Origin of the sequence: Micromonospora sp. CA-246542, assembly GCF_050942905.1 — a bacterium.
GTDB lineage: Bacteria > Actinomycetota > Actinomycetes > Mycobacteriales > Micromonosporaceae > Micromonospora.
Genome location: NZ_CP192040.1, coordinates 1,714,179 through 1,728,515, shown reverse-complemented (window position 1 = coordinate 1,728,515; position 14,337 = coordinate 1,714,179). Strand labels below are relative to the sequence as shown.

At 71.3% G+C, this 14,337-nt stretch carries 10 protein-coding genes; 3 read left to right on the top strand and 7 right to left on the bottom strand.

The annotated features are described in order from the left end of the window. Window positions 1-159: 159 nt before the first annotated feature. The gene (locus ACQP0N_RS08095) at window positions 160-3,066 is read right to left on the bottom strand and encodes a vitamin B12-dependent ribonucleotide reductase (RefSeq protein ID WP_433118833.1); all 2,907 of its coding nucleotides are present in this window, start codon (window positions 3,064-3,066) and stop codon (window positions 160-162) included. Window positions 3,067-3,101: 35 nt separating this feature from the next. Next, entirely contained in the window at window positions 3,102-3,602 is a 501-nt protein-coding gene (gene nrdR / locus ACQP0N_RS08090; RefSeq protein WP_355053254.1) for a transcriptional regulator NrdR, read from the bottom strand. A 518-nt stretch (window positions 3,603-4,120) separates the two neighbouring features. On the opposite strand from nrdR, the gene lexA reads away from it, so the two are divergent. Continuing rightward, window positions 4,121-4,906 (top strand): transcriptional repressor LexA, encoded by a 786-nt coding sequence (lexA, locus tag ACQP0N_RS08085; RefSeq protein WP_433118831.1) that lies wholly within the window; start codon window positions 4,121-4,123, stop codon window positions 4,904-4,906. Window positions 4,907-5,021: 115 nt separating this feature from the next. Here the strand turns inward: lexA and ACQP0N_RS08080 are convergent, their stop codons facing one another. Next, entirely contained in the window at window positions 5,022-6,746 is a 1,725-nt protein-coding gene (locus ACQP0N_RS08080) for a hypothetical protein (RefSeq protein WP_433118829.1), read from the bottom strand. Between the two features lie 50 nt (window positions 6,747-6,796). Then, window positions 6,797-8,251 (bottom strand): GTPase HflX, encoded by a 1,455-nt coding sequence (gene hflX, locus ACQP0N_RS08075; RefSeq protein WP_396803885.1) that lies wholly within the window; start codon window positions 8,249-8,251, stop codon window positions 6,797-6,799. A 185-nt stretch (window positions 8,252-8,436) separates the two neighbouring features. On the opposite strand from hflX, the gene ACQP0N_RS08070 reads away from it, so the two are divergent. Further along, a complete protein-coding gene (locus ACQP0N_RS08070; RefSeq protein ID WP_355053250.1) occupies window positions 8,437-9,903 on the top strand; it encodes an NAD-dependent malic enzyme in 1,467 nt (488 codons plus the stop codon). A gap of 397 nt (window positions 9,904-10,300) precedes the next feature. On the opposite strand, the gene dapF is transcribed toward ACQP0N_RS08070, so the two are convergent. Genes dapF through ACQP0N_RS08055 form a run of 3 tightly spaced genes read right to left on the bottom strand, consistent with a single transcriptional unit; the run spans window position 10,301 to window position 12,835 of the window. Continuing rightward, window positions 10,301-11,158, bottom strand: coding sequence for a diaminopimelate epimerase (dapF, locus tag ACQP0N_RS08065; RefSeq protein WP_433118826.1), 858 nt, complete (start codon window positions 11,156-11,158; stop codon window positions 10,301-10,303). A 7-nt stretch (window positions 11,159-11,165) separates the two neighbouring features. Further along, window positions 11,166-12,143 carry a tRNA (adenosine(37)-N6)-dimethylallyltransferase MiaA gene (miaA, locus tag ACQP0N_RS08060; RefSeq protein WP_433118824.1) on the bottom strand — a complete coding sequence of 326 codons (978 nt, stop codon included), beginning with the start codon at window positions 12,141-12,143 and terminating at the stop codon, window positions 11,166-11,168. Then, window positions 12,068-12,835 carry a hypothetical protein gene (locus ACQP0N_RS08055; protein ID WP_433118823.1) on the bottom strand — a complete coding sequence of 256 codons (768 nt, stop codon included), beginning with the start codon at window positions 12,833-12,835 and terminating at the stop codon, window positions 12,068-12,070. Before ACQP0N_RS08055 ends, miaA begins: the two co-directional genes overlap by 76 nt. Before the next feature lie 201 nt (window positions 12,836-13,036). On the opposite strand from ACQP0N_RS08055, the gene ACQP0N_RS08050 reads away from it, so the two are divergent. Further along, complete coding sequence (locus ACQP0N_RS08050; protein WP_433118821.1) at window positions 13,037-14,245, top strand: DUF349 domain-containing protein; 1,209 nt, start codon at window positions 13,037-13,039, stop codon at window positions 14,243-14,245. The last annotated feature ends 92 nt before the right edge of the window (window positions 14,246-14,337 follow it).

Sequence of the window (14,337 nt, the reverse complement as noted above, 5' to 3'; positions counted from 1 at the left end):
GAGCTGCTGCGACTGGTGAGCATCAAATGTTCATGCCGGAGTTCTGAGTAGGAATGCCGCCCATTTCCATCCCGCCAGAAGTCACGCCGCGGGCCTCGGAAACGGCGCTGCCCCGACCTCCCATTAGGGAAGCCGGGGCAGCGCCGCGTTTCGCGTATGTCAGCTGCAGCCGCTGGTGGAGCCGCAGCCCTCGCAGACGTAGCAGCTACCGGCGGGGCGCATCTTCGTACCGCAGGTGAAGCAGAGCGGCGCGTCGGCGGCCTTGCCGATCACGGCCTCCAGCAGCTCGGTGCTGGAACCCACGCTCGTCACCGGCTTGGCGGCGGCCACGTCGGCCATCTCCTGGGCCGGCTGGGCGATCGCCTCGGTCTTGGCGGGAGCCTCGACCGGCGCGGAGGACGCCATCGCGGTGAGGTCCGCACCGGTGACGGCGGCAGCCTCCGCGTCGGCCTCGGCCCGCAGCTGGGCGGCCCGCTCACCGGCGGTGAAGATGCCCAGCTCGGCGCGGCGCTCGTAGGGCAGGAAGTCCAGCGCCAGGCGACGGAAGATGTAGTCCATCACCGAGGCCGCCATCCGCACGTCCGGGTCGTCGGTCATGCCGGCCGGCTCGAAGCGCATGTTGGTGAACTTGCTGACGAACGTCTCCAGCGGCACGCCGTACTGGAGGCCGATGCTGATGGCCACCGAGAAGGCGTCCATCACGCCGGCCAGGGTCGAGCCCTGCTTGGACATCTTGAGGAAGACCTCGCCGAGGCCGTCGTCCGGGTAGGACGACGCGGTCAGGTAACCCTCGGCGCCACCGACGGAGAAGCTGACCGTCTCGGACGGGCGCTTCTTCGGCAGGCGCTTGCGCACCGGCCGGTACTCGATGACCTTCTCCACCGCGGCCGGCGCGGCGGTCGTGGTCTCGACGGCGGCCGGCTCGGTGGCCTTGTTCTTCTTGGCCACCGAGAGCGGCTGGCCGACCTTGCAGTTGTCCCGGTAGATCGCCAGGGCCTTGAGGCCGAGCTTCCAGCCCTCGAAGTAGATCTTCTCGACGTCCTCGACGGTGGCCGCCTCCGGCATGTTGACCGTCTTGGAGATGGCGCCGGAGACGAACGGCTGGATGGCCGCCATCATCCGTACGTGGCCCATCGGGGCGATGGTCCGCTCACCCATGGCGCAGTCGAAGACCGGGTAGTGCTCCGGCTTGAGGCCGGGGGCGTCCACCACGTGGCCGTGGTCGGCGATGTGCTCGACGATCGCCTCGACCTGCTCCTCGGGGTAGCCGAGGCTGCGCAGGGCTCGCGGCACGGTCTGGTTGACGATCTGCATCGAGCCGCCGCCGACCAACTTCTTGAACTTGACCAGCGCCAGGTCCGGCTCCACGCCGGTCGTGTCGCAGTCCATCATGAAGCCGATCGTGCCGGTCGGGGCGAGGACGCTGGCCTGCGCGTTACGCCAACCGTTCTTGTCGCCGATCTTGTTGCCCTGGGTCCACTGCCTGGTCGCCTCGCGGACGATCGCGGTGGCCACCGGGCTGGTCGGCTTGATCTCGTCATTGGCGGCGGCGTGCTTGCGCATGACCCGCTTGTGCGGCTCGGCGTTACGGGCGTAGCCGTCGTACGCGCCGACGACCCCGGCCAGCTCGGCCGAGCGGCGGTACGCGGTACCGGTCATCAGGGACGTGATCGCGGCGGCGACCGAGCGGCCCTGGTCCGAGTCGTACGGCAGGCCGGTGGCCATCAGCAGGGCGCCGAGGTTGGCGTACCCGATGCCGAGCTGCCGGTAGGCCCGCGACGTCTCGCCGATCTTCTCGGTCGGGAAGTCGGCGAAGCAGATCGAGATGTCCATCGCGGTGATGACGAACTCGACGGACTTGACGAACTTCTCCACCTCGAAGCCACCGTCGGCACGGAGGAACTTCATCAGGTTGAGCGAGGCCAGGTTGCACGAGGAGTTGTCCAGGTGCAGGTACTCCGAGCACGGGTTCGACGCGGTGATCCGCCCGGTCTCCGGGCAGGTGTGCCAGTCGTTGATCGTGTCGTCGTACTGCAGGCCCGGGTCGGCGCACTCCCAGGCGGCCTGGGAGATGGAACGGAAGAGGTTCTTGGCGTCGACGGTCTCGATCGTCGCGCCGTCCAGCCGGCCGCGCAGGTCGAAGCCCTTGCCGTTCTCGACCGCCGACATGAACTCGTCGGAGACCCGGACCGAGTTGTTGGCGTTCTGGTACTGCACGCTGACGATGTCGGAGCCGCCGAGGTCCATGTCGAACCCGGCATCCCGCAGCGCGCGGATCTTGTCCTCCTCGCGCGCCTTGGTGACCACGAACTCCTGGATGTCCGGGTGGTCCACGTCGAGGATGACCATCTTGGCCGCGCGCCGGGTGGCGCCGCCGGACTTGATGGTGCCGGCCGAGGCGTCCGCGCCGCGCATGAAGCTGACCGGGCCGGAGGCGTTGCCGCCGGAGGAGAGCAGCTCACGGGACGAGCGGATGCGCGACAGGTTGACGCCGGAGCCGGAGCCGCCCTTGAAGATCAGCCCCTCCTCCTTGTACCAGTCGAGGATGGAGTCCATCGAGTCGTCGACGGCCAGGATGAAGCAGGCGCTGACCTGCTGCGGCGACGGCGTACCGACGTTGAACCAGACCGGCGAGTTGAAGCTGAACACCTGGTGCAGCAGCATCCAGGTCAGCTCGTGCGCGAAGATCTCGGCGTCGGCCGGGCTGGCGAAGTAGCCGTACTCCTCGCCGGCGGTGCGGTAGGTGCTCACCACCCGGTCGATGAGCTGCTTGAGCGACCACTCCCGCTCCGGGGTCCCCACCGCGCCCCGGAAGTACTTCGTGGTGACGATGTTCGCCGCGTTGACGCTCCACGACTCCGGGAACTCCACGCCCCGCTGCTCGAAGTTGATCGAGCCGTCCCGCCAGTTCGTCATCACGACGTCCCGGCGCTCCCACGAGACCTCGTCGTACGGGTGGACCCCCTCCGTCGTCCACACGCGCTCGATCTTCAGCCCCGCGCCTGCCTTGTTCCGTGAACGGCTCGTTGTCACGCCGTCGCCCCCCTCGTCTGCGCGGTCACCCACCGCGCGTCCTGATCTCTCGAAAAAACAGTGAAGTCTCAGTTGGTACGGCCGGCGGCCTCGACCGCGTCGGCCCGACCCTGCTCCCGGGCTCGCGCCGCAGCCCGCAACGTCTCGATCTCGCGCTCGAAGTCGGCGAGCGAGTCGAAGGAGCGGTAGACGCTGGCGAACCGCAGGTAGGCGATCTCGTCCAGGTCGCGTAGCGGACCCAGGATCGCCAGGCCCACGTCGTGGCTGGGGATCTCGGCGGCCCCCTTGGCCCGGACGGTCTCCTCCACCCGCTGCGCGAGCAGCGCGAGGGAGTCGTCGTCCACCGGCCGGCCCTGGCACGCCTTGCGCACCCCGCCGATGATCTTCGTGCGGCTGAACGGCTCGGTCACCCCGCTGCGCTTGACGACCGCGAGGACCGCCTCCTCGACCGTGGTGAACCGCTTGCCGCACTCCGGGCAGGAACGCCGCCGTCGGATGAGCTGACCGTCGTCGGCCTCCCGCGAGTCGACCACCCGGGAGTCGGCGTGCCGGCAGTACGGACACCGCATCGCGGACCCCCTAATCATGATCAATCGCGTCGTACCGGACACACCCGGGCACAGGCCGCCGCAACGGTGCCATGCGCTCATGGCGCCCGCCGTGGTCGACCCTACGGGAGTGCGGTCGGTAGTCAGACCCAACCTGTGGGCAACTTACGCCCGTGTCACTACTACATCTAGGGGTCGACGGTATGTCGCCGACGAACCCGGGTCAAGTTGACCGGCGTGTCCGGCGCGTCACGGACGATCGGCGTCGTCCACCCCCCGCGAGACCAACGCCGACACCCCGCCCGGGTTACCGGCCACCCGCCCCGAGCGCGACCGGAATCGGCCGCTAATCGAACACGCGTGCTACTCGACGTACCATTTATCAGAACATCCGTACGAGGAGAGTGGTTTTTCACCCCGACACGCCGGTGGGAGGTCGTACAGATGTTTGAAAATGACCGATCTCACCTATACGGTCAGGAACAACCGCACGCACCACGAGCCGACGAGGCACCCAGCGCCGACCAGGGAGGACGGACGTGACCGAGGACCGGGCCAGCCGGCCGAAGAGCCCGCAGCAGATCAACGAGGCGGGCCCGCCAGCCACCCGACGCCGCACCGCCGCGCGCAGCCGGACGGGTCAGCCCGCCGTGCGCCCGGTCACGCCGGTGGTCAGCGCCTTCCCCGACCCGGCGACGGTCGACCTGACCGCCCGCCAGCGCCGCATCCTGGAGTTCATCCGCACCTGGGTGGAGCGGCACGGCTACCCGCCGAGCGTCCGGGAGATCGGCGAGGCGGTCGGCCTGGTGTCACCGTCGAGCGTCGCCTACCAGCTCAAGGAGCTGGAGAAGAAGGGCTTCCTGCGACGCGACCCCAACCGGCCGCGCGCCGTGGACGTCCGCGCGCCCAGCGAAGCCATCGACGACGAGTTGTCGCGCGCCCAACGGCCCACCCCGGCGTACGTGCCGATGCTCGGCCGGATCGCCGCCGGTGGGCCGATCCTCGCCGAGCAGGCCGTGGAGGACATCTTCCCCCTCCCCCGCGAGCTGGTGGGCGAGGGCGAGGTGTTCATGCTCCAGGTCAAGGGCGACTCGATGCTCGACGCGGCGATCTGCGACGGCGACTGGGTCGTCGTGCGGCAGCAGCCGACCGCGGACTCGGGTGAGATCGTGGCCGCCATGCTCGACGGCGAGGCCACCGTCAAGACCTACCGTCGCCGCGACGGACACGTCTGGTTGATGCCGCAGAACCCGGCCTTCGACCCGATCGCCGGCGACGACGCCACCATCATGGGCCGGGTCGTGGCGGTACTCCGCCGGATCTGACCGACACGCGGGTGGGTGCCGTCGGCGCTCACCCGCGTCGCTCGACCGTTCGCACCCTGCTGACCGGGTAATCCAGGCAGGCCGTCGCGCTGCGGCCCAGGTGACGCCGTTCGCGTCAGTAGCGGTCGCCCCGAGGGCCACGACCGCCGCCGGGATACTGCCCGTACGGGTCGACCGGCGCATCATCGTCACGTCGGCGTCCGGGCCGCTGACCCCGATAGTCCGGCTCCTGCCCACCGCGCCGCGGCGGCTCCGCCCGACCGCCGCCGGCCCGACCACCGCCGGGCTGACCACCGCCGGGCTGACCACTGCCGCCGTACACACCGCCACCCGGCCGGCCACCGCCGCCACCGGGTCGACCCCTCCGGGACCGCCGGCACGGCCGCCGCCGTACACACCGCCGCCGGCCGGAGCGCCGCCACCCCCACCGGGCCGGGCAGCGCCGTAGCCGCCTCCTGCCGGGCCGGCCGGACGTCCACCCCGGCCCCGGCCGGACGTGCGCCCCCGCCGCCCGCGCCGCCGGGGCGTTCGCCTCCCCGCCGTAGACGGCACCGCCAGCGGGAGCGGGACCGCCCCGGCCGGAGCCGCCGTAGACCCCGCCGCTGGCTGCCGCGCCGCCGCCGTACACGCCGGCGTTGGGACGGCCGCCGCCCGGCGGCGCACGATCGACGCCGGGCGTGCCAGCGCGGTCGTCGGCGTCGTCCGTCGAATCGTCGGCGGCGGGCGGGCGACGGCGGGCCCGCACGATGCCGACGATGCCGGCACCGACGAGCAGCACACCGAGTACGCCGACCGCGCCCACCAGATAGGTGATGTCGGTGAAGCTGAGCCCGTCCATCCACGACTTCTTGGCCGCCGGCTTGTCGCCCGCGGTCGCGGCCAACGGCTCCGCCGCGCTGGTGGACGGCGTGTAGCTCAGAATGTCGACCGGGTCGTCGGCGGCGAGCTGACCGGCGTCGGAGACCGTGACGAAGGACTTGCCGTCCGAGGTGTAGGAGATGGCCTCGCCGAACGGGTCGGCCAGCGCCGTCACCCGTGGCTTGCCGGTGGTGAGCGCTTCGACGATGTTGTCGCCGGTGACGTCGTACTCGAAGGCGTCCGCGTAGGTGCGGACGACGACGCGGGTGCCGTCCGGCGATCGGGCGGCGCCGGTGATCGCGAGCCGCCCGTAGACGCTCAGCGGATTCTCGGTGGTGGTCTTCGGCAGCTTGATCTCGCCGACCTTCTTCATCGGCACCGGCGGCGTGTCGCCGCTCCTCAGCTTCGCCGTCGGGGTGAAGATCTCCGAGTTGCCGTTCGCCACCTTCGTAATGATCAGTGGCAGACCGTCGGCCCCCACCAGCAGCGCCTCCGCGTCCCGGGGCTTGTTCTCCGGGTAGGAGAGCCGGTGCAGTACCGGCTGCTTGTTGCCGGCGATCGGCATCGTCCAGACCGCGATCCGCGTCCGCCGCTCCTTGCTGGTGGCGTTGTCGCCGATGTCACCGATCCACAGGGTGTCGCCCTTCGGCGAGACGGCGAGATCCTCGGTGTCGAACGGCCCCGCACCCGAGTAGCGGACCGGCTCCTTGACGACCTTGCACTTGCTGTCGAGGAAGAAGATCCGCTTACGCGAGTCGACCTCGGTGCCGTCGTTGATCACGATGTAACCGCTCTTGGTCGCCACCAGGCCGGACAGCTCCCGCAGACGCTCGTCGGTGACCGTACAGCGCTTCTTGCCGGCGACCGCGGCGAGCGGCTGGGATGACACGGAAGCGGGAGCGGCTACGGCGACTCCGGCCGGCGCCACGGTTGCCCCGAACAGGCCGAGGGCAACCGTGACCGAGGAAACAACGCGGCGCATTCGGCCAGTGTCGCATGCCGCGCGTTTCCGATGGATGACGCCGGGGCCGCTCAGGGCCGGCTGCCGACGGCCTCGCCCTCGCGCGCCACGTCGTACGGCGCCAGCTCGGCGGCGAGCGCCGCGCTGACCCGGACGTGCAGCAGAGTGCCTTCCGCCAGGTGCGACGTGCTGAGCACCTCGCCCGAACGGTGCACCCGGGACACGAGGTCGCCACGGTCGTACGGCAGGACGGCCCGCACCTCCACGGCGGGCTGCGGGAGCCGCTCCTCGATCGCCGCGCGCAACCCGTCGATACCCCGACCGGAGTGCGCCGAGACGAAGATCGCGTCCGGCCAGAGGCGCTTGAGCCGCAGCAGCGTGTCCTCGTCGGCGGCGTCGGTCTTGTTGACCACCAGCAGCTCGGGGAGCCGGTCCGCGCCCACCTCGGCGAGCACCTCGTGCACCGCCCGCACCTGCTCCTCGGGATCCGGGTGGGTGCCGTCGACGACGTGCACCACCAGATCGGCCTCGGCGACCTCCTCCAGCGTCGAACGGAACGCCTCGACGATCTGGTGCGGCAGGTGCCGTACGAAGCCGACCGTGTCGGAGAGGGTGTAGAGCCGCCCGTCCGAGGCGGTGGCCTTGCGGGTGGTCGGGTCCAACGTCGCGAACAGCGCGTTCTCCACCAGCACACCCGCACCGGTCAGCCGGTTGAGCAGGCTGGACTTGCCAGCGTTGGTGTAGCCGGCGATGGCCACGGCGGGCACCGAGTTGCGGGTACGACGGGCACGCTTGGTGACGCGTACCGTCTTCATGCTCTTGATCTCACGACGCAGCCGGGAGATGCGGTGGCGGATGCGCCGCCGGTCGGTCTCCAGCTTGGTCTCACCGGGACCACGGACACCCACACCGCCGCCGGCGCCGCCGCCGCGACCGGAACCACCGGTCTGGCGGGACAGCGTCTCACCCCAACCGCGCAGCCGGGGCAGCAGGTATTCGAGCTGGGCCAGCTCGACCTGCGCCTTACCTTCCTTGCTCTTGGCGTGCTGGGCGAAGATGTCGAGGATCAGCGCCGTACGGTCGACGACCTTGACCTTGGTGCGCTGCTCCAGGTTCCGCAGCTGCGACGGGGACAACTCGCCGTCGCAGATGACCGTGTCGGCGCCGGTGGAGAGCACCACCGCGCCGAGATCGTCGACCTTGCCGCGACCGATGTAGGTGGCCGGGTCGGGTCGCGTACGACGCTGGATCAGCCCTTCGAGCACCTGCGAACCCGCCGTCTCGGCGAGCGCGGCCAGCTCGGTCAGGGAATTCTCGGCGTCGGTCACCGTGCCCTCGGTCCAGACGCCCACCAGGACCACCCGCTCCAGCCGAAGCTGGCGGTATTCCACCTCGGTGACGTCGCTGAGCTCGGTGGAGAGGCCTGGGACGCGCCGGAGAGACTGCCGCTCCGACAGGTCCAGCTCGCCGGTGGTGACATCGTCGAACTCGTCCTCGACAGGGACGAAGTTCTCCTGGTCTCGCAAGCGGTTCTCCTGTCCGTTTTGATAAGTAGAACGTAATCCTGACACGTCACAACGCCCAGCGCACCTGCTATATGCCCGTGCTGGAGGTCGCCAAAAGCGGGGGCGAATACCAGTCGACCTCCACAACCCGGTAGAAATGCTCAGGCGGCGGCCGACCGGCCGCACAGCCGTGACGGAGGGATCCCGTGGCCATCACCCGACTGCCGAGCGCCGGATTTTCGATCACCATCCGGATCGCCGTGACCGCGGACGCATCCTCGATCGGTCGGCTCACCACCTCCGTCGGCGAAGCCGGGGCGATCGTCACCGCGCTGGACGTGGTGGACTCGGACCCTACCCACGTGATCGTCGACCTGACCTGCGACACCGCCGATGCCAAGCACGCCGACCAGGTGGTCGACGCGCTCCGGACGCTGGACGGCGTGGACGTGCGTAAGGTGTCGGACCGGACGTTCCTCCTGCACCTCGGCGGCAAGATCGAGGTGACCTCGAAGGTCGCGCTGCGCAACCGTGACGAGCTGTCCCGCGCGTACACCCCGGGGGTGGCCCGGGTCTGCATGGCGATCGCCGAGAACCCGGCGGACGCCCGGCGGCTGACCATCAAGCGCAACACCGTCGCGGTGGTCAGCGACGGCTCGGCGGTGCTCGGCCTGGGCAACCTGGGCCCCGCCGCCTCGCTGCCGGTGATGGAGGGCAAGGCCGCGCTGTTCAAGCGCTTCGGCGGGGTCGACGCCTGGCCGGTGGTGCTGGACACCCAGGACACCGACGAGATCGTGCAGATCGTCAAGGCGATCGCGCCCGCGTACGGCGGGATCAACCTGGAGGACATCGCCGCGCCGCGCTGCTTCGAGATCGAGGCCCGGCTGCGCGAGGCGCTGGACATTCCGGTCTTCCACGACGACCAGCACGGCACCGCGATCTGCGTGCTGGCCGCGCTGACCAACGCTCTGCGCGTCGTGGGCAAGCAACTCTCGGACGTCCGGGTGGTCGTCTCCGGCGCGGGCGCGGCCGGCACCGCGATCATGAAGCTGCTGCTGCGTCAGGGCGTCGGCGACATCATCGCGTACGACCGCCAGGGCGCCCTGCACCGCGGCCTGACCGACCTCAACCCGGCCTGGCAGTGGCTGGCGGAGAACACCAACAAGGAGAACTACTCCGGCGACCTGCCCGGGGCGATCCGGGGCGCGGACGTGTTCATCGGGGTCAGCGCCCCGAACCTGCTCACCGGCGACGACATCGCCGGCATGGCGAAGGACGCGATCGTCTTCGCGCTGGCCAACCCCGACCCGGAGGTCGACCCGCGGGAGGCGCGCAAGCACGCCGCGGTGGTCGCCACCGGCCGCTCGGACCAGCCGAACCAGATCAACAACGTGCTCGCGTTCCCCGGAGTGTTCCGCGGAATGCTGGACGCGCACGCCGAGGAGTTCACCGAGGAGATGGCGATCGCCGCGGCCCGGGCCATCGCCGACGTCGTCGGTGAAGACAAGATCAACCCGACGGTGATCGTGCCGAGCGTCTTCGACTCCCGGGTCGCCCCGGCGGTCGCCGCCGCCGTCCGCGCCGCCGCGCACAACCCGAGCCCTCTCCCGGCCGCCGACCCCGGCCCGGCGGACCTCCCGGAAATCGCCGCCACCGCCAGCGCCACCCCCTGAGCAACTCGACGCCCACGCACACCAGGCGAGGAAGGCTCCCCCGACACCTGCGCGCTTTAGGCGAGGAAAGCTCCCCCAACACCTGCACGCTTTAGGCGAGGGAGGCTGCCCCGACCGGGTCGTCTTCATCCTTTGCTCTGCTTCAGCCGAGGCAACACCTGGTGTCCGATTATCGGACACCGGGTGTTGCGCGGGTTGAAGCAGAGCAAAGGGCCGACAACAGGTGCCGGCGAGCGGCCGGCGGCGCCAGCGGCGGGTGAACGGTCGGCGGCGGGTTAACGCCCGATGAGCAGCGGCCGGTGAGCAGCGGCCGGTGAGCAGCGGCCGGTGAGCAGCGGCCGGTAAGCAGCAGCCGGTGAGCAGCGGCAGCGGGTTGCGGAGCCGGTAAGCGGCAGGCTCAGTGCCGGGGCGTAGCGGACAGGGCGGAGAGGTCGACCTCGCCCGTTGCTACCAGGACGGCTGGCCCGGACAGCCAGCAGGAGTCCTCGGTGACCGTTACGGTCAGGCGGCCGCCGGGGACGTCCACCGCCACCACCCCGGTGTCCCGGCCGGCGTCGCGCAAGGCCACGGCCGCCACCGCGCACGCGCCGGTGCCGCAGGACAGGGTCTCGGCGCTGCCGCGCTCGTACACCCGCATGAGGCTGTGCCCGTCGGTGTCGCCGACCGGGTCGCCCGGCACGATGAACTCGACGTTCACGCCGGCCGGGAACACCGCCGGGTCGAACCCGGGCGCGACCATCAGGTCCAGCGCGGACAACTCCACGCCGCTCGGCAGGACGCACACCAGATGCGGGTTGCCGACGTCCACGACCGTGCCGGACAGGGTCAGACCGCCCAGGGTGGCGCTCGACTCCTCGTACATCCGGGGTCTGCGCATCTCGACGGAGACCGCGCCGCCCTCGACCAGCGCGCGCACGACGCCGGCGCGGGTGGCCACCGGCAACGCCGCGCCGGCGGGCGTGGCAAGCCCGGTGTCGAGCAGGTAGCGCACGAAGACCCGGGCGCCGTTGCCGCACATCTCGGCGAACGAGCCGTCCGCGTTCCAGTAGTCCATGAACCACTCGGCCTCGCCGGCCTGGCCGGCGCCGTCGACATGCTTGGCCGCGCGGACCACCCGCAGTACGCCGTCCGCGCCGATGCCGCGTCGCCGGTCGCAGAGCGCCGCGACCAGCTCCGGGGTCAGGTCGAGCTGACCGTCCGGGTCGGGCAGGAGGACGAAGTCGTTGCCGGTGCCGTGACCCTTGGTGAACTCCACGACCCCATCATCGCGCAGCGGCCGGCACCAGACGCACAGCGGCCTCGATCAGGTCCGGCGCCGCCGAGTCGAGCCACTGGACGCGAGGGTCACGCCGGAACCAGGACCGCTGCCGGCGGACGAACCGCCGGGTGGCCCGGACCGTCTCGTCGTGCGCCTGGTCCTCGGTCAACTCCCCGTCGAGCGCGCGTAGCACCTGCTGGTAGCCGAGCGCCCGGCTCGCCGTCCGCCCCTCGGCCAGACCCCGGCCGACCAGCTCGCGGGTCTCGTCGACCAGCCCGTCGGCCCACATCCGGTCCACCCGCAGCGCGATCCGCTCGTCCAGCAGCCCGGTGTCGAGGTCGACGCCGAGTTGCACCGACGGGTAGTACGGGGTGGGCTGCGGCAGCGACGCGGCGAACGGCGCCCCGGTCAGCTCGATCACCTCCAACGCCCGGACGATCCGCCGGCCGTTGCCCGGCAGGATGCTCTCGGCGGCCACCGGATCGACGGCGCGCAGCCGGGCGTACAGCGGCGCCGGCCCGACCTCGGCCAACTCGCGTTCCAGCCGTTCCCGCAGCGCCGCGTCGGTGCCCGGGAACTCGAAGCGTTCGAGCACCGCCCGCACGTACAGCCCCGAGCCACCCACCAGCAGCGGCACCCGACCCCGGGACAGGACGTCGTCCACCGCCGCGCGGGCCAGCCGCTGGTACTCGGCGACGCTGGCCGGCTCGGTCACCTCCCAGATGTCGAGCAGGTGGTGCGGCACGCCGTCCCGCTCGTCGGTGGTCAGCTTCGCGGTGCCGATGTCCATGCCCCGGTAGAGCTGCATCGAGTCGGCGTTGACCACCTCACCGTCGAGGGCGTGCGCGAGCGCGATGCTCAGCGCCGACTTGCCCGCCGCCGTCGGCCCCACCACCGCGACGACTGTCACATCCGCTCCCAGGACGCCACGAAGTAGGCCACACCGTAGGGCGCCGACTCGTGCAGCAACTCGCCGCGCCACCCTTCGCCGCTGGCGCGGGCCGCGTCGGCGAGCACCTGCCACGCCGCCCGGCCGGCGACCTTCAACTGCGCCGACAGACCGGGGTCCAGGTCGCTGAGGGCGTCCAGGTCCGCCTCGGCCAGGGCCGTGGCGACCCCTTCGTCGTACGGGAGGGCGCGCTGGTCGTCGTACCCGGGGGCCTTCTGACCCCGGCAGGCCGACCCGTCACCGAGCACCAGCAGCGCCACCCGGTCACCGGCGGCGGCGACCTGGACGCCGAGCGCGGCCACCTCGACCAGCCCGGCGTCGGCGGCCACCTGCACGGCGGTCACCTGCGCTGCCGTCTCGGGCCCAGCCGTCACCCGCGTCGCGGTCGCCGGCCCGGCCGTCGTCGGGACGTGCCGGGACAGCAGCCACGCGCCGATGGTCAGGCTCAGCGGCAGCACGGCGCCCCGGTCCGGCTGGCCGGGGACCAGGGGCACGTCCAGGTCGACACCCCACGGCTGGAGCGAGCCGGTGGCCGGGGGTTGGACCGGGCCCGTCACCGGGCCGACGCCGAGCAGCACCACCACGTCCGGGCCGGTCGCCAGCAGCCGGCCGACGGCGAGATCACAGGCCGACCGCAGGTCGTCCAGTTCGCTGGCGGCGGCACCGGCCACTTCGGGCACGAGCAGGGGCGGATGTGGGCAGACGGCGGCGGCGACCAGTGGCACCCGCCCACCGTAGCGGGAATCCCCGGTGCGTCTCCGCCGCGATCCGGTCAATCAGGCCCTAGGACACCGTATGGTCACGGTCGGCGATAGGCGCTCGACGCGGACCGGGTCGGACCTGTGACAATGCCGGAAGTAACTTGGCTGCGCCGTGGCGGCGACGGGGGACGGCTCCCTCGACGCCGGGAGAACGAGGATGGGCACATGAGCGACTGGACTGCCTTCGGACGGGTGGACGCGGACGGCACCGTTTACGTCAAGACCGCCGAGGGCGAGCGGGTGGTCGGATCCTGGCAGGCAGGAGCGCCGGAGGAGGGGCTCGCGCACTTCGCGCGCCGCTTCGCCGACCTGGTCACCGAGGTGGACCTGACCGAAGCGCGGCTCAACTCGGGCGCGGCGGACGCCGGGCACTCGTTGAGCACTATCCGGCGGATCCGCGCCACGCTGCCGGAGGCCCACGTGGTCGGCGACATCGACGCCCTGACCGCCCGACTGGACAAACTGGCGACCCTCGCCGAGGAGAAGGCCACCGAGGCGCGTGCCGCCCGGGACGCCGCCCGCGGTGAGGCCCTGGCCCGCAAGACCGCCCTGGTCGAGGAGGCCGAGAAGCTCGCCGCGGAGTCGACCGGTTGGAAGACGGCCGGTGACCGGCTCAAGGAGATCCTCGACGAGTGGAAGACCATTCGCGGGGTCGACAAGAAGGCCGACGGCGAGCTGTGGAAGCGTTTCGCCGCCGCGCGGGACGGCTTCACCCGACGCCGTGGCGCCCACTTCGCCTCCCTGGACGCGCAGCGCAAGCAGGCGCAGACCGTCAAGGAAGAGCTGGTCGCCGAGGCCGAGAAGATCTCGGACTCCACCGAGTGGGCCGCCACGGCCAACCAGCTCAAGGAGCTGATGACCCAGTGGAAGGCCGCGCCCCGCGCCTCCAAGGAGGCCGAGCAGAAGCTCTGGGAACGGTTCCGGGCCGCGCAGGACGCCTTCTTCAGCCGGCGCAGCGAGGTCTTCTCGGCGCGGGACAACGAGCAGCGCGGCAACCTGGAGCGTAAGCAGGCCCTGCTGGCCGAGGCCGAGGCCCTGGACATCGACGCCGACCCCAAGGGCGCCCAGGCCAAGCTGCGCGAGATCCAGGCGCAGTGGCACGAGGCCGGCCGGGTGCCCCGCGAGGCCGCCTCCGGCCTGGAGCGCCGGTTGCGCGTCATCGACGACAAGGTCCGCGAGGTGATGGACTCCGCGTGGCGACGTACCACCAAGGAGGACAACCCGCTGCTCGCCCAGATGCGGGCCCAGGTGGCGGAGGCCGAGGAGCGGCTGTCCCGGGCGCAGAGCGCCGGGGACGCCCGGCGCATCAAGGAGGCCGAGCAGGCCCTCGCCTCCAAGCGGCAGTTCCTCCAGCTCGCCGAGCAGGCCGGCTGACCTGACACAGTCCGCGAGCCCCCGGTCCCCGAAAGGGACCGGGGGCTCTCGCGTGTCACGGAGCTAGCCCGCACCCCCGCGAAGATCTCCAC